The following is a 19,472-nucleotide window of genomic DNA, read 5'->3' on the forward strand; positions in this document are numbered from 1 at the left end:
TCCCCACCGAAGTGGTTCATCGTTCGACTTGCATGTGTTAAGCACGCCGCCAGCGTTCGTCCTGAGCCAGGATCAAACTCTCCGTGAATGTTTACCGGTAATCCGGTTCACATCATGAGAGCGGAACCGCCGGAGGAATAATCCGGACGGTTCACAGCGTCCTCGCTGATGCGCCTACCGTGCTTGCGCCCGGCAGGACTTTTTCAAAGGAACCTCCACCCACCACCATGCGGTGATGGACGGGGTATCAACATATCTGGCGTTGATTTTTGGCACGCTGTTGAGTTCTCAAGGAACGGACGCTTCCTTTGTACTCACCCTCTCGGGCTTTCCTCCGGGCGCTTCCCTTCGGTCTTGCGTTTCCGACTCTATCAGACCGTTTCCGGTTCCGATTTCCTCGGTGCTTTCCAGGTTTTCACTTTCGCGTTTCCCTTTCCGGCGATGTTGACTCTATCAGATCCTTTCGGCCCTGACTCCCAGTCAACCGGGTTTGTCTTTGCGGCTGTTGGGCCGTTCCGACGTCCAAAACTTTAGCGGATCCCGTCGGCAGTTCCTAATCGGAGCCGCCGACCCCAAATCGAAATCAATTCGGGCACGCCGAATTTAACCCCGGTGGGAGATCGAGCTGGTGGTTTGGTGTGCCGCATCTGCGGCGGAGGTGCTGTCGCAGAACCGTTACGGCTCCGTGGCAACTCGAAGAACCTTACGGATCCGCGAGGGGAGTGTCAAGTCTCCCCCGGGTGGCCGCCCGGCAAACCCCCAACTCGGCCTGTGCGGGCCTCAGTCGAGGTCGGTGAGTCGGCCGCCGGCGTCCGGCTGCGCATCCTCCACGCGCCGCAGCAGCCTGGTCAGCACGTCTTCCAGAGCGCCCCGCTCCGACTGAGAGAGGTCCTGGAGCAGGTCCTCCTCGAAGACGGTGGCGAGACGCATGGCCTCAAGCCACTTGTCGCGGCCCTCGTTCGTGAGCTCCACGATCACGCGGACCCGGTTGGACTCGTCGCGTTCCCTGGTGACGAGACCTTCCCCCACCATCCGGTCGATCCGGTGGGTCATGGCCGCGGGCGTGAGGCCGAGCCGCTTCGCCAGGTCGCTGGGCCCCAGGCAGTAGGGCGCTCCCGACAGGACGAGCGCCTTGAGGACCTCCCACTCGGCATTGCTGATGCCGAGAGCGGCGGTCTGACGGCCGTACGCGACGTTCATCCGGCGGTTGAGGCGGCCGAGGGCCGAGACGATCTTCTCGACCTGGGGGTCGAGGTCCTGGAACTCGCGCTGGTAGGCGGCGATCTGCTCGTCCAGCGTCGGCTCGTTCGCGGCGGGGGTGTCACCCATGGCCGCAGTATGGCACGCACCCGCTTGGCGTTGAAGTCCTTCGGTGTGTATTGTTTAGATCCTAACTTTAGCTTCGAAGTCTTCACTCCTAACTCCTGAGGCAGGCGTAAGACTTCTTGATCAAGGCAGGTGAAAGTGACCAGGGCGATGGGCGCGGAGATGCGCCGGATCCATGTGGGCAACGCACTCAGCGCGTTCGGCTTCGGCTTTACCGTCCCGTATCTGTACGTCTATGTGGCGCAGGTGCGGGATCTCGGTGCCATGACGGCAGGTCTCGTGCTCGCCGTCTTCGCCGTGGCCGCGCTCGTGGTGCTGCCCTTCGCCGGGCGGGCCATCGTCCGGCGGGGGCCGATGCCCGTACTGCTCCTCGCCCTGGTCACCGCCGCCGTCGGCTCGCTGAGCCTGGGACTGGCGAGCAGCTCCACGACCGTACTGATGTCGGCCGCCGCGCTCGGTGCCGGGCAGGCCGTGATGCAGCCCGCGCTGGCGACGATGATCGTCGACGTCTCGACCACCGAGACCCGTTCGCGGGCCTTCGCCACCCAGTTCTTCCTGCAGAACCTCGGCCTCGGGGTCGGCGGCCTCATCGGCGGTCACCTCGTCGACGCCTCTCGGGCGAGCTCGTTCACGCTGCTGTTCGCGATCGAGGCGGCGATGTTCCTGCTGCTCGTGGTGGTCATGGCGACGGTACGGATGCCGCGGGCGCCCCAGGTCGCGGATGCGCCGGGGCAGGCCAGGGGCAGCTGGAAGCAGCTGCTCGGCAACCGGGCCATGGTGCAGCTGTGCGTGGTGGGCTTCGTGCTGTTCTTCGCCTGCTACGGGCAGTTCGAGTCGGGGCTGAGCGCGTACGGCGTCGAGGCGGCCGGTATCTCCACCTCCGCGCTCGGGACGGCTCTCGCCGCGAACACGGCGATGATCGTCGTCGCGCAGTTCGCCGTGCTGAAGTTCGTCGAGCGGCGCAAGCGGTCCCGGGTGATCGCCGCGGTGGGTCTGATCTGGGCTCTCGCCTGGGTCATCGCCGGGTACGCGGGGCTCGGGCACGCCAGCCAGACCATGGCGACGGCCGCGTTCGTGTCGACGTACGCGCTGTTCGGGCTCGGGGAGGCGATGCTGTCGCCGACCGTGGCTCCGCTGGTCGCGGATCTGGCGCCGAGCGGTCTTGCCGGTCAGTACAACTCGGCCTTCGCCCTGGTGAAGCAGCTGGCCCTCGCGGTCGGTCCGGCGGTGGGCGGCCCGATGGGTGCCTCGCTGCACGCTCCGTACATCGTGACGTTCCTGCTGTTCTCGCTGGGGATCACGGTTCTGGCGGTGCGGCTGGGACGGCAGCTCACTCCTGTGCAGAACCAGCCCTCGCTCGCGAGGAGCCGGGTCGTGGTGCGGGGCGGGGCCTCCACGGAGTCGGTGCAGACCGCGGCCTGAGCAAGGTCCCCTCGGACGAGGAGCTTCCGGGTCAGGTGGTGCGGGGCAGTGCGAACTCGCACCACACCGCCTTGCCGCCGCCCGGGGCGCGGCGGGACCCCCAGTTCGAGGCGATGGTGGCGACGATCGCGATGCCGCGCCCGGACTCGTCGGCAGGTTCGGCACGGCGGCGGCGCGGCAGGTGGTCGTCGCCGTCGGTGACCTCCACGATCAGCCGGCGGTCGGTGCGGCGGAGTCTCAGACGCATCGGCGGGGTGCCGTGCTGGAGGGAGTTCGCGACGAGTTCGCTGGCGGCGAGCACCCCGAGGTCGTGCAGGTCGGGTGCGAAGCGCCAGCTGGTGAGGACGCCGGAGGCGAAGGCACGCGCGCGTGGGGCCGCTTCCGTGCCGCCGAGCAGCTCCAGGGCCGCGTTGCGGAAGAGGTCGCCGTCGGGGCCCGTACGCGCCGGGTGCTGGAGGACCAGGACGGCGACGTCGTCGTCGTGCTCGGCCGTGACGCCCATCGAGCGGACCAGGCGGTCGCAGACCACCTGGGGGGTGCCCGTGGCGCCGGCGAGTGCGCCCTCCAGGGAGGCGATTCCCTCGTCGAGGTCGGCGTCCCGGCGCTCGACCAGGCCGTCCGTGTAGAGGACAGCCGTGGAGCCGGGGCCCAGGGGCACCGAGCCGGACGCGTGCATCCAGCCGCCCGTGCCGAGCGGGGGTCCGGTGGGTTCGTCGGCGCGGTGGACGGTGCCGCTCTCGTCGCGTACGAGGATCGGGAGGTGGCCGGCGGACGCGTACACCAGCCGTCCCTCGTTCGGGTCGTGGACCGCGTACACGCAGGTGGCGATCTGGTTGGCGTCGATCTCCATGGCGAGGCCGTCGAGGAGCTGGAGCACCTCGTGCGGGGGCAGGTCCAGGCGGGCGTACGCGCGGACCGCCGTGCGGAGCTGGCCCATGACGGCCGCCGCGCGGATGCCGCGGCCCATGACGTCGCCGATGACGAGGGCTGTGCGTCCGCCGCCGAGGGTGATCACGTCGTACCAGTCGCCGCCGACCGCGGCCTCCGTGCCGCCCGGGTGGTAGGTCGCGGCGACGCGCAGGTCGTCCGGCTCCTCCAGCTCCTGGGGGAGCAGGGAGCGCTGGAGGGTGACAGCGGTCTCGCGCTGCCGGCGCTCGCTGGCCCGCAGCCGCTCGGCGGCCTCGGCGTGGTCGGTGACATCCGCCGCGAAGATCAGTACGCCGCCCCCTTCGGGGGTCGCCGAGACCTCGACGGGGGTGCACGTGAACGTGTACGAGCGGCCGCCGGGAACCTTGCGCGACTTGACCGTGCGCGGCTTGGAGCTGCGCAGGACCTGGTCCAGGAGCGGCAGGAGGCCGATCTCGGCCAGCTCGGGCAGCGCCTCGCGCGCCGGTTCGCCGGGCGGGCGGACTCCGAAGGCCGTCACATAGGCGTCGTTCACGTACGCGAGGCGGTGCTCGGGGCCGTGGACGAGGGCGACGAGGGCCGGGATGCGGTCCAGGACCTCACGGACCGGCAGCTCGTCCACGGCGGGGGCGAGCGCGACCGAGGTCCCCTCGGCGGTCGGCCGCTCGGCCCGTGCCGCGGGCACGGAGCTCTCCGAGGGGAGTGCCGTGGGCAGTCCGTCGGCCCGCGCCGCCGCGCGGCGCTGCGTTCCGGGGAGTCGGGCGCTCCAGCGCGTGAAGTTCACTGTGGGACAGGCCTCGTGGGATCGAAGGGCGAGCGGTCGGCCCGCCCATGGTCGTGATGGACCAGTGTGTCCGACGGGACCGACATCCGTCAGACGCCGGTCCCGCGGGAGGAGTTCCTGACTCCGGTCAGGACGACCCCTTCGGGTGGTCCTGAGGAGGCTTTCCACCGGCCGCGAGTTCGAACTCCGCGCGGGGATGTTCGAGCGAACCGAGAGAGACGATCTCCCTCTTGAAGAGGCCCGACAGGGTCCATTCGGCGAGCACGCGGGCTTTTCGGTTGAAGGTGGGCACCCGGCTCAGGTGGTAGACGCGGTGCATGAACCAGGCAGGGTATCCCTTCAGCTTGCGCCCGTAGACGTGCGCGACCCCCTTGTGCAGCCCCAGGGAGGCGACCGAACCCACGTACTTGTGGGAGTACGTCTCCAGCGGCTCGCCGCGCAGGGAGCGGGCGATGTTGTCGCCGAGGACCTTGGCCTGGCGGACCGCGTGCTGGGCGTTGGGGGCCGTCTCCGTGCCGGGTCCGGACGCGGTCACGTCGGGCACCGCGGCGGCGTCGCCCGCGGCCCACGCGTGCGTGGCGCCGTCCACGGTCAGCTCGGCGGTGCACCGCAGCCGGCCGCGTTCGTTCAGCGGCAGGTCGGTCGCCGCGAGGATCGGATGGGGCTTCACGCCCGCCGTCCACACGACGGTGCGGGTCGGGAAGCGGGCACCGTCGCTGAGGACGGCGACGCGGTCGGTGCACGAGTCGAGCCGCGTCTGCAGGCGTACGTCGATGTTGCGGCGGCGCAGCTGGGTGACGGTGTACTTGCCCATCTCCTCGCCGACCTCGGGGAGGATGCGGTCCGAGGCCTCGACGAGGATCCACTTCATGTCGTCGGGCTTGACGTTGTGGTAGTAGCGGGAGGCGTACCGGGCCATGTCCTCCAGCTCGCCGAGCGCCTCCACTCCGGCGTAACCGCCTCCTACGAAGACGAAGGTCAGGGCGGCGTCGCGGATCGCGGGGTCACGGGTGGAGGAGGCGATGTCCATCTGCTCGATGACGTGGTTGCGCAGCCCGATGGCCTCCTCGACGGTCTTGAAGCCGATGGCGAACTCTGCGAGACCGGGGATCGGCAGGGTGCGCGACACGGAGCCGGGGGCCAGCACCAGTTCGTCGTACGAGAGCTGGTCGGGGCCCGTGCCCTCCTCCTCGGTGGCGAGGGTCGCGACGGTCGCGGTGCGCTTGGCGTGGTCGATCGACGTGGCCTCGCCGATGACGACGCGGCACCGGTCCAGGACACGGCGCAGGGGTACGACGACGTGGCGCGGTGAGATCGAGCCCGCGGCCGCCTCCGGCAGGAAGGGCTGATAGGTCATGTACGGGTCGGGGGTGACCACGGTGATCTCCACGTCCCCCCGTTTCAGCTCCTGTTTGAGCTTCCGCTGGAGACGCAGGGCGGTGTACATCCCGACGTAGCCGCCGCCGACAACGAGAATGCGCGCACGTTCCTTCACTCACCCATGACGCACCGGCTACGGGCGTTTGTCCACAGGCCCGTCAATTTGTGTGACCGGGCGCCGAAGACGCGCGGAGCGGGCCGTTTCGGTGGAGCGCGGGAAAGGTTCGCAGGTCAGCAGGTGTGAGCGGGGTGGCATTAGGGGGCGCAACCGGGACGTAACCGGCCCGTACTCCGATCGGGGGGCGCTCCGTGCGGAACCTCCCCCTTCTGAATTGACTCCGCCTCAACTATGTTCGTCTGTCATCGGGGTGTAGGGGGATGCGCTCGACGGGTCCGTACGGCGGGGCCTACGGCGAAGGTTGTTCCGCTGACTCCGGTCTGTCGATGGCGGGGAGAGTCTCCGGGGGGAGACGTCATTACCGGGGGAACACACATGCATATTCAGGACACTCATTGGACATCCGCGTCCGCTCTTCCAACGGGCGGCGCGACCGGGGCGGCGGCGGGGAACGGACGCGCGGGGGACGTATCGCGCACCACGCCGCTGCGGGTGGACGCACAGCGCAACCTGGAGCACGTACTGCGCGCGGCGCGCGAGGTCTTCGGGGAGCTGGGGTACGGCGCTCCCATGGAGGACGTGGCACGGCGCGCGCGGGTCGGTGTCGGCACGGTGTACCGACGCTTTCCGAGCAAGGACGTCCTGGTCCGGCGGATCGCCGAGGAGGAGACCTCCCGGCTGACCGACCAGGCGCGTTCCGCGCTCGGGCAGGAGGACGAGCCGTGGTCGGCGCTTTCGCGCTTCCTGCGGACGTCGGTGGCCTCGGGCGCCGGGCGGCTGCTGCCGCCGCAGGTGCTGCGGGTGGGCGTCGTCGAGGACGGTTCGGTCCTGGACGGGACCTCGGTGCTCGACGGGGCCCCGGTGCGTGACGGGGCGCGGGTGCCGCAGCAGCGGTCCCAGCCCGGTGGGCCCGGCGGGCCCGATCTGCGGCTCGTGGAGCAGCGGCCGGCTTCCCTCGGGGAGCAGCCGGACGAGGACGACGCCGGGGCGGCGCAGCTGCTTGAGGTCGTGGGGCGGCTCGTGGAGCGGGCGCGTGGGGCGGGTGAGCTGCGGGCGGATGTGACGGTGTCCGATGTGCTGCTTGTGATAGCCACGGCGGCTCCTTCGCTGCCGGATGCTGCGCAGCAGGCTGCGGCGTCTGCGCGGCTGTTGGACATCCTGCTGGAGGGGCTTCGGTCTCGTCCGGCGTAGGTGACGCTCGTCTGGTGCGGGTCGCCTCCGGCGGGGGTGACGTTCGTCGGGTGCGGGTCGCCTCCGGCGGGGGGTGGCGCTCGTCTGGTGCGGGTTCGTGGGGGCGGGGGCTGGGTGCGCAGTTCCCCGCGCCCCTGGGTGGGTGCGGGGGCTTCGTCGGGTGCGGGAGCGTGGGGGTTGCTCGCGCCGTTCCCCGCGCCCCTGAGGGGGTGCGGGTTCGTTCGGGCTGAGCGCGTCGTTCCCCGTGCCCTGGCGGTGCGGGGAGTGAGCGCGGTTTGTTGCGGGCGTCAAGCTCCGTTCGGGTGATCCATTCGGATGAGTGGTTGCTGCGTTCCTGGGGGTAACCGCGGTGGGGGCCTGTGGCAGTCTTTCCCGGTGTTCGGGTTCGAGTGTGCAGGCGGGGGCTTTCCGCGATGAGCGTTGACGGTCAGGATGAGCCGCTCGACAGCGCCGTACCGGAAGCCGTTGTTCCGCCGCAGCGCGAGGGGCGTGGACAGGATGGCGGCGGAGTGCTGCCGCCCCCGGTCGAGCCCGTCGAACTCCCGCCCGCCGACGCCGAGTTGATCGGGTGGATGCGGTCGGGCGACGACACCGCCTACGAGGAGCTGTACCGGCGGCACGCGGACGCCGTCCGCCGGTACGCGCGCACCTGCTGCCGCGACGCCCACACCGCGGACGACCTCACCGCCGAGGTCTTCGCCCGTATGCTCCAGGCCGTCCGCGGCGGCAGCGGACCCGAGCACTCCGTACGTGCCTATCTGCTGACGACCGTACGACGCGTTGCCGCGGGCTGGACCAGGTCGGCGCGGCGGGAGCAGCTGGTCGACGACTTCGCCGTGTTCGCGGCGCAGGCCGCGCGCGGCTCCGAGCTGTCGGACGACACCGCCGCCGAGGAACTGGGCGCGGACGTGCGGGCCATGCACGAGGCCGAGCAGTCCATGGCCATGCAGGCGTTCCGGTCGCTGCCGGAGCGCTGGCAGGCCGTGCTGTGGCACACCGAGGTCGAGGACGAGTCGCCCAGCGAGGTCGCCACTCTCTTCGGGCTCGACGCCAACGGCACGCGCGTACTGGCCAGCCGGGCCCGCGAAGGCCTCAAGCAGGCCTATCTGCAGGCCCATGTGAGCGCCACGCTCACCGCGGACGAGGAGTGCGCGCGCTACGCCGACCGGCTCGGCGCGTACGCACGCGGCGGGCTGCGCACGCGCGCCGAGCGCGGGCTGCGCAAACACCTGGAGGAGTGCGCCAAGTGCCGGCTCGCCGCCGGCCAGATCAAGGACGTCGCGAACGGGATTCCGGCGGTCGTACCGGTCGCGGTCATCGGCTGGTTCGGTGCCGCCGGGTACGCGAAGGCCGCCGCCCTCATCGCGGGCGGGACCGGCGTGGGTGCGGCCGGGGCCGCGGGCGCCGCGTCCGCGGCCGGTGGCGGCTCGGGCGGCGCGGGGGCCGGCGGGGCCGCGGCGGAGGGGCTCGGGGCGCCCGCGAAGGCCGGGATCGTCGCGGGAGTCGTCGCGGCGGCCGTCGCCACGGTGGTGTTCGCGCTCGCGGGCGACGACACGGCGGTGAAGAAGGACGAGGCCGGCCCGCGTCCGCCCGACCCGGTCGTGGAGCCGAAGGTGCCGTCACCCTCGCCGTCACCCTCCCGGCCCTCGGAACCGCCGAAGGCCCAGCCCGCGCCCGTGGAGGCCGCGGCGGCGCCGAAGCCCAGACCTGCTCCGACACCGACTCGTACGCCGGCGCCCGAACCCACCCCCAAGCCGAAACCGAAGCCGACGCCCACTCCGACACCCACACCGAAGCCCACTCCGCCCCCCGCTCCCCCTGCGCCGCCACCGGCCCCCCAGGACTTCCGGTGGAACCAGCTGGAGTACGGCATCACCGGGGACGGCACCGAGCCCGAGATGCGGCTCGGCGAGAGCAGCTGGGTCTGGCAGCGGTACGGCATGTCCGTCGCCGGCAAGCGGTACACGAACGGTGTCACCGTGCACGGCGCGTCGTCGGTCACCATCGATCTCAACCGCTCGTGCACCTCGTACGACGCGATGGTGGGCGTGGACGATCTGACGATGGGCCTCGGTCAGGTGCGGTTCTCCGTGTTCGCGGACGGTGTGCGGAGGTGGCAGTCGGGGGTGATCCGGGGAGGGCAGGCCGCGGTGCCCGTGCACACCGACTTGACGGGCAGGCAAACGATCCGCCTGGTCGTCGAGCCGCACTCCGGCCTCGGCACGGCGGCACTGGCGGACTGGGCCGACTCACGCTTCCGGTGCCGGTGACGCCCCGGTCAGTTCCTTCAGGACGCCGTCCCGGGTGAGCGCGGCACCGGCGGCGCGCTCGGTGTCGTAGGCCCGGCGGCCGAGTTCGGCCAGGGCCACGGCCTCGACGCGTTCGAGCTCCGCCCGCTGGGGCCGCGGGCGCGGGTGGCCCTCCCGCCAGCGGGAGGCGGCCGTGAGCACGCGCACCACGCGCGCGTGCTCGCCGATGCCGGACAGCATTCCCGCCGCCTGTTCGGCCAGGGTGGCGAGGACCACCTCCGCGCATCTCCCCTCCATGGCCTCCCGCAGGGCGTCGGCCAGCCGGAGCAGGCCCTGGCCGGGACCCGACTCGACCGCGGTGAGAAGCCCGTCGATGCCGTTCAGCGCGGCGAGGAACTGGGGAGGCGGGGTACCCCGGGTCGTCTCCTGACGGGCCGCCTCGCAGAGTTCGCGCGCCCGGCCGAACTCCCGGTCGTCGACGGCCATCTGGGCCCGTACGAGCAGGACGAACGCGCGTGAGTCCGGCACCGCGTACCGGTCGGCGGCGGCCGTCGCCTCGTCCAGGGCGCTGAGCGCCGCCGCCCGGTCGCCCTCGCGGTAGGCGATCTCGCCGAGCCGGGCGATGAGGAACGGCTTCTCCGCGTACGCCCTCACCTCGTGGGCGAGCCGCAGCGCCTCCCGGAACTCTTCCTTCGCCTCCTCGAACCGGCTGCGCGCCATGGCCGCCTCGCCGCCCGCGCCGCACACCTGGGCCCGCATCCAGCGGTCACCGACGCGCAGGGAGACGGTCCGCAGCTCCTCGATGTACGTGTCGACGTACTCCATGCCGCCGGGCATGTCGACCGCCACGTGCACGGAGAACAGCAGGGCGACACCGACCTCCCATTCACCGCCGTACGCCCGACAGTTGGCGAGCGAGGCCCGCATCGTCTCGCGTGCGCCGTCGGTGTTGCCGATCAGGAACCCGATCAGCGGCCAGAGGATGCCGGGGAAGCTCGCCGCGTCCGGGCCGCCGCGCGCCAGCGTGCTCCGCAGCCGTGCGACGTACTCCACGGTCCGCTCCTCCGTCAGCGGCACCTTCCCGAGTTCGGAGGCCAGGAAGATCTGGAGCACCCGCAGCTTGATACGGACCCTGTGCAGGGGGTGCCCGCTCTCGCCGTCGGGATCGGCGAGGAAGGCACCGACGGGGTCGATGCCGATGCCGAGACCTGCTCTCAGAGGGTCCCTCGTGTCGAGACAGATCGCCAGCGGATCGATCGTGTCCAGCTGAACCCCGGCGAGGGCGGCGGTGTGGAGGCGGGGCGGATCCGTCTCCAGCGGATCCGCCGCCGGAGCTCTCCCGGGCGCAGCCGTCCCCGGCGCATGCGTCGCCACCGGAGCCGCCCCGGGCGCAGCCGTCGCCGGAGGGTCCGTCGTCGCCGCCGCGTCGAGTGCCACTCCCAGGAGCAGGACGCGGTTGGTCCAGGTCGCGCCCTCCCGGCGGAAGTTGCGCAGCCACCAGAACCAGCCCATGGACAGGACCAGCGCCGCCGCCTCCGGCTCGTCCGCGGCCAGGACGCTGCGGTGCAGGGCCGCGCGGATGTTGTCGAGGTCGTTCTCCAGGCGGTCGATCCAGCGGAGCTGGTCGGCGGACCGCAGGAGGGGGTCCGCCTGCTCGACCAGCGCACGGGCCCACGCGCGGTGCCGGCGCTCGGCGGCGGCACGCAGCCCGGGGGTCTCGGCGACGCGCTCGACCGCGTACTCGTGGATCGTCTCCAGCATGCGGTAGCGCATGTCGCCGCTGCCCTGCCGGCCGGGCGCCGCGACGATCAGGGACTTGTCGACGAGCGCCCCGATCAGCTCGGCCACGGGCCCGCTGCACACGGCCTCCGCGGCCTCCAGGTCCCAGCCGCCCGCGAACACGGACACCTCGCGCAGGACGGTCCGCTCGGGCTCGTCGAGCAGGTCCCAGGACCAGTCGACGACCGCACGCAGGGTCTGCTGGCGGGGCAGGACCGTACGGCTGCCCGAGGTCAGGAGCCGGAAGCGGTCGTCGAGGCGGTCGGCGATCTGGCGCGGGGCGAGCATCCGCAGCCGGGCCGCGGCCAGTTCGATGGCCAGCGGCAGACCGTCGAGACGGCGGCAGATCTCGTCCACGGCGTCGTCGTCGGTGACGTCGCCGTCGGGGTGGGCCGCCGCCGCACGCTCCCGGAAGAGGCGGTGTGCCGGCTCGGGCAGGAGGGGCTCGACCGGGCGCACGGACTCACCGGGCACGCCCAGCGGTTCACGGCTGGTGGCGAGGATCGTGAGTCCGGGGCAGTGGGTCAGGAGCGTCTCGGCCAGCTCGGCCGCCGCGTCGACGACGTGCTCGCAGTTGTCGAGGACGAGGAGTTGGCTGCGCGGGGCGCAGTGCTCGACGAGCAGGGCGACCGGGTCGTGCTGCTGGCCCGCCCTCTCATGGGTCATCAGCGCGGTCTCCCGCAGGCCGAGGGCGCTGACGACCGCACCCGGCACCGCTTCCGGCCGGTCGAGCGGGGCGAGCTCGGCCAGCCAGGCCTGCGGGTGCCCGGCGGCGGCCTCCTCGGCGAGACGGGTCTTTCCGGAGCCGCCCGGTCCGGTGAGGGTGACGAGACGGGCCCTGCGCAATTCCGAACGAATCGATTCGAGTTCGGGTTCCCGGCCGACGAAGGAGTTGAGGCGGGGGCGGATGTTGCCGGTGGGTTCGCGGTGTTCGAAGTGTTCGGGGTGTTCGGGGGTGGCGGCGGGGGCGGGGGCCGTATGCGGCGGGGTCAGCAGTTGCGCGTGCAGGGCGCGCAGTTCGGGGCTCGGGTCCGTGCCCAGGCCATCTGCGAGGGCCCGGCGGGCGCGTTCGTACGCCGTCAGCGCGTCCGCCGGGCGGCCCGTGTCCCGCAGGGCCCGTACGAGGAGGGCGTGCAGCGGTTCGTCGTACGGGTGGGCCTCGGTGAGGGCCCGCAGCTCCGGTACGGCCTCGTGGGCGCGGCCGTTGCGCAGATCCGCCTCCACGCGCGCGCGGGTCGCCTCCTGGCGGAGGGATTCCGGGCGGGTCGCCGCGGTGGTGCGGTCGGGGAGGTCGGCCAGGGCCGGGCCGCGCCACAGGGCCAGGGCCTCGCGGAGGAGTCGGGCGGCGGTTTCCGTGCCCGTGCCCGTGCCTGGCCCCGTCCCCGTGTCCGTGTCCAGGAGGGCTCTGCCCTCTGTGACCAGGCGCTCGAAGACGAACAGGTCCACGTCCTCGGGGGTGGCTGTGAGGCGGTAGCCGCCCGGTTCCGAGGTGATCTCTTCCTTGCCGAGGGCTTTGCGGAGGCGGGCCACGAGGGCCTGGAGGGCGGCGGGGGCGGCGGTCGGGGGGTTGTGCGGCCAGACCTCGTCGATGAGGGTTTCCGTTGGTACGGGGTGGGGGGTTCTGCGGGCCAGGGCCGTGAGGAGGGCGCGTAGGCGGGGGCCGTTCAGGGGGAGGGGGTTGCCCTGGTCGTCCGTGGCCTGGGTGGCGCCCAGAATCTTGTACCGCACGGGGTCATTGTCGCGGGTTCGGTGGGGGTGCCCGGACTTTTTTCGCCCCCGCCGCCCCTACCCTCCCCGTCACTGCATGGGGGCTCCGCCCCCTACCCCCCGAAATCGCGCTACGCGCTCGTCCTCAAACGCCGGACAGGCTGAAATACAAAGGGGCGCGGGGAACTACGCAGTCCTCAGGCCCCGCCCCCACCGAACCCGCAGACGAACCCCCGGCCGGCGCATGGAAGTCGGGGCGCAGCCCCACTCCCAGGGGCGCGGGGAACTGCGCAATCCTTAGGACCCGCCCCCACCGGACCCGCAGACAAACCCCCTACCCGCCCCCAAAGCAGGCCGACAGGCGAAAGTCGGGGCACACCCCCACCTCCAGGGGCGCGGGGAACTGCGCAATCCTTTGGGCCCGCCCCCACCGGATCCGCGGACGAAGCCCTGCCGGCTGCCGCCTACCCCCTACCCGCCCCCGCCCCCAGCGCCCCCCGTTGCGGACGGATCCCCTCCGGGACCGCCCGCTGGCGGGCCGGGGTGCCCGTCCAGCACGTGCCGCGGCGGTCCAGCAGGCGGCGGAGCCACAGTTCCAGGGAGACCAGGTCCGCGAGGCCTTCCAGGGGGAGGGGTTCGCCGTCGGCCGCCGCCCGGAGGGCCTTGCGGACGACGCGGGCCTCGACCAGGCCCGCCTGGGCGAGGAGAGGCGTGTCGAAGAGGGCCACCAGTTCGTCCACGGCGACCCGCAGCCCCGTACGCGAGGCGGCGTTCGACGACGCGTGGGAGGGGGCGCCCCAGCCGGGCGGCAGGTCCGCGACCCCGGCGCCCTCCAGGACCGTACGGAGGATCGCGGCCCGTGCGCCCGGCTGGACGCGCAGGGCTTCGGGGAGGGCGCGGCAGGCGCGTACGACCTGGTTGTCGAGGAAGGGGGCGTGCAGGCGCTGGAAGCGGACCTCGGCGGCCTGCTCCAGGATGCGCAGGTCCCCGGCATGCCGGGTGAGCGCGGAGCGGGCCCGGAAATCGCCCGGCCGCTGCCCGGGGCCGATGCCCGCGCGGGTCGTCGCACCCGTCAGGCGAACCGATACTTCAGCGAGGGCCTCACCGGTCAGCCACCGCGCGGCGGGGCCCGGCCTGGCCCAGGTGAGCGCGGCGAGGGACGCCCCCACCGCACCCGCCGGCTCCTCGAACCGCTTGTGCAGCAGCCGGTCGGCCAGCCCCTCTATGCCCACCAGGTAGGACGTGCGGGACAGTTTGCGGGCGGCGCCGTACACGCGCGCGGGGACCATGACGGAACCGTCCGCCTTCGTCAGGGCCGCGACCGGACGCACCAGGTGGCGTCGTTTGCGGTCCATGAGCAGGTCGGCGAGGCGCGCCGGGTGGGCGTCCAGGACCTGTCTGGCGCCGTACCCGGTGAAGTGGTCCGCGCTGCCGGAGGCCAGGCGGGCGCGATGGCGGGCGGCCGTCACCAGGGACGGGCCCGGTTCGTCGGTGAGCGGGCCCTCCAAGTCGGCGTAGGGGAGGACTTCCTCGCCGCCGGCGACCACCACGTGGTGCAGTCGCGGGTTGGCGGCGAGCGTGCCGGCCCGTTCCAGTTCGGCCTCGCGGCCCTTCACCACCATGTCGTTGAAAGTGACCGCCAGGAGGCGTTCACCGGCGCCCGTGCCATGCCCGAGGACGGTGCCGGGGGCGCCGGGCAGACCGGCGGCCAGGAGGGCGAGCGTGCCGGAGGCGGGTCCTCCGGAGAGGTCGGCCCCGATGCCCGGCACCGGCATGCCGCGCGCCGCACGTCTCTCGGCGGGCCCCATGCCGGGTACCGGCCCGGGGTCTATGTCGGCTCCCGGTACGTGTCTGGGGGCGGCGAGCCGGGCCCGTACGGCCTCCACGAGGGCGTCCCGGACGCCGTCCACCGCGCTGTCGGCGTCGGCGGTCGGGGCCGCCACGGCGAGCGAGGCCACCGGCTCGTACCCGGCGATCTCGCGCGCCCCGGCGCGCAGGATCAGCGCGTGCCCGGGCGGAATGCGCCGCACGCCCTCGTAGGGGGTCGAGTCCTGGAGGGCGGCCGGTACGTCGGGAGCCGCGAGCAGGGCCGCCAGGTGCCCGAAGTCGAGGTTGGCCTCGATGAGGTCGGCGAGGGGCAGGGCGGCGGTCGCGTAGGCCGTACCGCTGGCCCACGGTGTGTAGAACACCGGCCTGACGCCTGCCAGATCGCCGCAGACCATGACCCGCCGGCCCACCTGGACGACGGCCGTGTAACTGCCCGACCAGGCCGTCAGATGCCGAAGTGCCCCGCCGCGCGCGGCGATCAGGCCCAGGCGCAGTTCCTCGTCCGAGGCGCCGCACGTACCGAGCACCGCCATGCGGTTCTGGTCGTCGGCCCTGACGACCCGCACCTCGTCGGGGCGCCAGTCGCCGACCGCCCAGAGCGGATCGGGGTCGCCCCACAGCAGCTGGGACCCGACCGGATGCACCGTCTCGCCGTCGCCGCCGGTCGCGCCCGCCGACCCGAACTCAGGCGCACGAGCGGCGGTGCTGCTCCATCCCACCAACCATCGCATCGCCGCCTCCACAGGCTGTGGACAACCAGTGCACCGCACGGACCGGTCACCATGCTGCCACGAAGAAAGCGCGCCGGAGAGCCGACGGGGCCGCTCGCGCTCCCCGGAGTGCGCCCCTGGGAGATGCCCCCTCGGCGGTGAACTCACGCGCGGAGAAAGGCGATCGCGAAGAATTGACTCGTCGGCTACGACGTGAATGCGCCCCCGAAACACTCCCCAAAAACTTCGAACGCGCCCTCAAGTACCGTGGTAGACGCGGTTTTTGGCTCCGGAGGGCAGGGGCGATATTCAGCCAAATCGGGGATGGACAGACAGGCTTGCACACGCTCCGTACAGGCTGTGCGCAACGCACAGTCCGGGAGGCGGACTCCGCCTCCCGGACCGGTCCGCCGCCCGCGGGGATGTAGACGGCGGTGTCCCCCAGCCCACTGGATCCAGTACAGCGGGCCGACCCACGCACCATCCATCGAAGCGCTCCCCCGTTGGCCGGAGAAGAGCGCACGGACGGGCGCACTGCCACACAGCGGGAGCACGACACGACGCTCCGTGCTGACCCGCGGACCACAATCCCGCCATCCGGAACAATGCCCCTTAACGCTTGGGATGCGGCGAACTACCCTGTGTTTGCCTGTGTTTTCGCGGGAGGCATATTCCTGAGGGCTCGGCCACGTGCTTTTGCGGGTGGGGTTCCAGGGGTTGACAGCCCGGGAAGACACAGCACGAATGCCGCGTGGCTGAACCCGCGCGGCAGCCGTCTGTGTCGAGGGGTGGCGCATGTCCAGGGAGCAACGCGGGCCGAACGAAAAACTCGGCACCGTTCTCGCCCTCGCGGGAATCAGCAACGCAGGACTCGCGCGTCGCGTCAACGATCTTGGCGCTCAACGCGGGTTGACTCTTCGCTACGACAAGACGTCGGTGGCGCGCTGGGTGTCGAAAGGCATGGTGCCGCAAGGTGCCGCGCCGCACCTCATCGCCGCCGCCATCGGCCAGAAACTCGGCCGCCCCGTGCCGCTCCACGAGATCGGCCTGGCGGACGCGGATCCCGCACCGGAGGTGGGCCTCGCCTTCCCCCGCGACGTAGGACAGGCCGTGCGGTCGGCGACGGATCTGTACCGCCTCGACCTCGCCGGACGCCGGGCCGGCTCCGGCGGCATCTGGCAGTCGCTCGCCGGATCGTTCGCGGTGAGCGCGTACGCGACTCCCGCCTCCCGATGGCTGATAACCCCGGCCGACACCTCGGTGGCACGGGACGCCGGCCCGCTGGAGGGCTCCGCGGCGCCACTGAAAGTCGGCCACAGCGACGTACTGAAGCTGCGCGAGGCCGCCGAGGACGCCCGGCGCTGGGACTCGAAGTACGGCGGCGGCGACTGGCGTTCGTCCATGGTGCCCGAATGCTTACGGGTCGAGGCGGCACCGCTGCTCCTGGGCTCGTACTCCGACGAGGTGGGCCGCTCCCTCTTCGGAGCGAGCGCCGAACTCACCCGGCTCGCGGGCTGGATGGCCTTCGACACGGGCCAGCAGGAGGCGGCACAGCGCTACTACATCCAGGCCCTGCGCCTGGCCCGCGCGGCGGCCGACGTCCCGCTCGGCGGTTACGTACTGGCCTCCATGTCCCTCCAGGCGACCTACCGCGGCTTCGGCGACGAGGGCGTGGACCTCGCGCAGGCCGCCCTCGAACGCAACCGGGGACTGGCCACCGCCCGCACGATGAGCTTCTTCCGCCTGGTCGAGGCACGCGCCCACGCGCGCGCGGGTGACGCCCACGCGGCCGGCGGCGCCCTCAAGGCGGCCGAGGGCTGGCTGGAGCGCGCCCGGGACGGCGACCAGGATCCGTCCTGGCTCGGCTTCTACTCGTACGACCGTTTCGCGGCCGACGCGGCGGAGTGCTACCGCGATCTGAAGGCTCCGCGCCAGGTCCGCCGCTTCACGGAGCAGGCCCTGTCGAAGCCGACGGAGGAGTTCGTACGCTCGCACGGGCTGCGGCTCGTGGTGTCCGCGGTCGCCGAGCTCGAATCGGGCAATCTGGACGCGGCGTGCGAGCAGGGGGTGCGGGCGGTGGAGGTTGCCGGGCGCATTTCATCCGCCCGCACGACGGAGTACGTGAAGGATCTACTCCATCGACTGGAGCCGTACGGGGATGAGCCGCGGGTCGTCGAACTGCGCGAGCGGGCTCGGCCGTTGCTGATGGCCCCGGCCTAGGTCGTTTGCAGCTTCCTGCGAGGCTGAGGGGGTTTGTGGGGGTGCGGGTCCGCTGTGGCTGGTCGCGCAGTTCCCCGCGCCCCTAAAAGCCGCGTCTGCCCGGCTGGGGGCCTTTTGCCGCCGCAGGCCCGCCGTGGCTGATCGCGCAGTTCCCCGCGCCCCTGAGAAGCGCGTCTGCCCGGCTGGGGCGTCTTGCCGCTGCGGGTCCGTCGTGGCTGGTCGCGCAGTTCCCCGCGCCCCTAAAAGCCGCGTCTGCGGGTTCGCTGTGGCTGGTCGCGCAGTTCCTCGCGCCCCTGACGGGGCGCCCCCGGCCCGAACCGGCACGCGGCACCCGGCACCCGGTCGTGCCCCCTCTCCCTCCCCCCCCCATGTCTGATCGGGTCGGTGTTTGGTTTGGTTCGGCTGGAATGTTGGTTTGAGGGGGGTGGCAGTGGCGCAGTGCACTATCGGAGGTGGTGGAGTCGGAGGGGGAGGGTGGGCGGGCAGATGGTGCGGGAGATCGCTTACGACTGTGACGTGCTGGTGATCGGCGGCGGGATCGTCGGCCTGTCGGCGGCGTACGCGATCACGCGTGCCGCCCCGGGCACGCGCGTGACCGTGCTGGAGAAGGAGCCCGGCCCGGCCCGACACCAGACGGGACGCAACAGCGGAGTCATCCACAGCGGGATCTACTACCGCCCGGGTTCCCTGAAGGCACAGTTCGCGGCACGGGGCGCGGCCGAGATGGTCAAGTTCTGCGCCGAGTACGGCATCGCCCACGCGGTGACCGGCAAGCTGATCGTCGCCACCGAGCGCGACGAACTGCCCCGCCTGCACGCCCTCGTCCAGCGAGGCCGGGAGAACGGCATTCCGGTCCGGGAACTGGGCGCCCCCCAGATCGAGGAGTACGAACCCGAGGTACGGGGCCTCGCCGCGATCCACGTCGCCACCACCGGGGTGTGCGACTACGCCGCCGTGGCCCGGCACCTGGCGAACGCCTCCGGCGCCCTGATCAGGTACGGCACGAAGGCCGCGTACATCGACCGCCGCCCCGACCTCGGCGTGGCCGTCCGCACGGACGACGGCACGGTCGTCCGCGCCCGCGTCCTGGTGAACTGCGCCGGCCTCCACTGCGACGAGATCGCCCGCCTCACCGGCGACGAACCGAACATGCGGATCGTCCCCTTCCGCGGCGAGTACTACACGCTCGCCCGCCCCGACCTGGTCCGCGGCCTCGTCTACCCCGTCCCCGACCCCGCGTTCCCCTTCCTCGGGGTCCACCTCACGCGCGGCATCGACGGCAGCGTCCACGTCGGCCCGAACGCGGTCCCGGCCCTGGCCCGCGAGGGCTACGACTGGCGAACGGTCCGCCCCCGCGAACTGGGCGCGACCCTCACCTGGCCCGGCTCGTGGCAGATAGCCCGCCGCCACTGGCGCTACGGCACCGGAGAACTGCACCGCTCGATCTCGAAGGCCGCCTTCACCCGCGCGGTCCGCCGCCTGCTCCCGGCCATCACCTCGGACGACCTGATCCCGACCCCCGCAGGCGTCCGCGCCCAGGCGGTCCTGCGCGACGGCACCCTGGTCGACGACTTCCTGATCCAGGAGGGCCCCCGCACGGTCCACGTACTCAACGCTCCCTCCCCCGCGGCCACGGCCTCCCTCCCCATCGGCCGCGAGGTGGCCCAGCGAGCCCTCAAGTCCCTGGCGACAGCCGCCTGACCGTGGGAGCGCACGAGCACGCGAGGGGCCGTGCCGGTACGCCGTAGTCCGCCGCCCCCGGGCATACGGAACTCTGCTGACAGGGCAGGCCTTGTTCGGAAGGGCTACGCCTCGGGGCCGCCGAGCGGGGTGTCCTGCTGGCCGGGGCGGCG

At 72.2% G+C, this 19,472-nt stretch carries 10 protein-coding genes and 1 rRNA gene; 5 read left to right on the forward strand and 6 right to left on the reverse strand.

The window, feature by feature from the left end:
- Nucleotides 1-88, reverse strand: a 16S ribosomal RNA gene (locus tag ACFWGJ_RS27200); the annotation flags it as partial.
- Between the two features lie 692 nt (nucleotides 89-780).
- Nucleotides 781-1,329: a MarR family winged helix-turn-helix transcriptional regulator gene (locus ACFWGJ_RS27205; protein WP_387329490.1), complete on the reverse strand. Its 549-nt coding sequence runs from the start codon at nucleotides 1,327-1,329 to the stop codon at nucleotides 781-783.
- A gap of 147 nt (nucleotides 1,330-1,476) precedes the next feature.
- On the opposite strand from ACFWGJ_RS27205, the gene ACFWGJ_RS27210 reads away from it, so the two are divergent.
- Complete coding sequence (locus ACFWGJ_RS27210; RefSeq protein ID WP_387329514.1) at nucleotides 1,477-2,748, forward strand: MFS transporter; 1,272 nt, start codon at nucleotides 1,477-1,479, stop codon at nucleotides 2,746-2,748.
- Nucleotides 2,749-2,779: 31 nt separating this feature from the next.
- On the opposite strand, the gene ACFWGJ_RS27215 is transcribed toward ACFWGJ_RS27210, so the two are convergent.
- Together ACFWGJ_RS27215 and ACFWGJ_RS27220 are read right to left on the reverse strand one after the other, a co-directional pair.
- Complete coding sequence (locus ACFWGJ_RS27215; protein ID WP_387329493.1) at nucleotides 2,780-4,438, reverse strand: SpoIIE family protein phosphatase; 1,659 nt, start codon at nucleotides 4,436-4,438, stop codon at nucleotides 2,780-2,782.
- 127 nt (nucleotides 4,439-4,565) lie between these two features.
- Nucleotides 4,566-5,933 (reverse strand): NAD(P)/FAD-dependent oxidoreductase, encoded by a 1,368-nt coding sequence (locus ACFWGJ_RS27220; RefSeq protein ID WP_387329496.1) that lies wholly within the window; start codon nucleotides 5,931-5,933, stop codon nucleotides 4,566-4,568.
- Between the two features lie 378 nt (nucleotides 5,934-6,311).
- Between ACFWGJ_RS27220 and ACFWGJ_RS27225 the strand changes: the two genes are divergently transcribed.
- Both ACFWGJ_RS27225 and ACFWGJ_RS27230 read left to right on the forward strand, forming a co-directional pair.
- Nucleotides 6,312-7,127 (forward strand): TetR/AcrR family transcriptional regulator, encoded by an 816-nt coding sequence (locus tag ACFWGJ_RS27225; RefSeq protein WP_387329499.1) that lies wholly within the window; start codon nucleotides 6,312-6,314, stop codon nucleotides 7,125-7,127.
- 413 nt (nucleotides 7,128-7,540) lie between these two features.
- Entirely contained in the window at nucleotides 7,541-9,397 is a 1,857-nt protein-coding gene (locus tag ACFWGJ_RS27230; protein WP_387329502.1) for a sigma-70 family RNA polymerase sigma factor, read from the forward strand.
- Here ACFWGJ_RS27230 and ACFWGJ_RS27235 read toward each other — a convergent pair.
- Both ACFWGJ_RS27235 and ACFWGJ_RS27240 read right to left on the reverse strand, forming a co-directional pair.
- Entirely contained in the window at nucleotides 9,377-12,883 is a 3,507-nt protein-coding gene (locus ACFWGJ_RS27235; protein ID WP_387329505.1) for a BTAD domain-containing putative transcriptional regulator, read from the reverse strand. The genes ACFWGJ_RS27230 and ACFWGJ_RS27235 overlap by 21 nt on opposite strands.
- A gap of 443 nt (nucleotides 12,884-13,326) precedes the next feature.
- Nucleotides 13,327-15,420 (reverse strand): asparagine synthase-related protein, encoded by a 2,094-nt coding sequence (locus ACFWGJ_RS27240; RefSeq protein WP_387329508.1) that lies wholly within the window; start codon nucleotides 15,418-15,420, stop codon nucleotides 13,327-13,329.
- 774 nt (nucleotides 15,421-16,194) lie between these two features.
- Here ACFWGJ_RS27240 and ACFWGJ_RS27245 point away from each other — a divergent pair.
- Nucleotides 16,195-17,619 carry an MFS transporter gene (locus ACFWGJ_RS27245; protein ID WP_107020588.1) on the forward strand — a complete coding sequence of 475 codons (1,425 nt, stop codon included), beginning with the start codon at nucleotides 16,195-16,197 and terminating at the stop codon, nucleotides 17,617-17,619.
- Between the two features lie 486 nt (nucleotides 17,620-18,105).
- Nucleotides 18,106-19,320, forward strand: coding sequence for an L-2-hydroxyglutarate oxidase (lhgO, locus tag ACFWGJ_RS27250; protein ID WP_387329511.1), 1,215 nt, complete (start codon nucleotides 18,106-18,108; stop codon nucleotides 19,318-19,320).
- Nucleotides 19,321-19,472: the final 152 nt, after the last annotated feature.

The organism is Streptomyces sp. NPDC060205, from assembly GCF_042728395.1.
Lineage (GTDB): Bacteria > Actinomycetota > Actinomycetes > Streptomycetales > Streptomycetaceae > Streptomyces.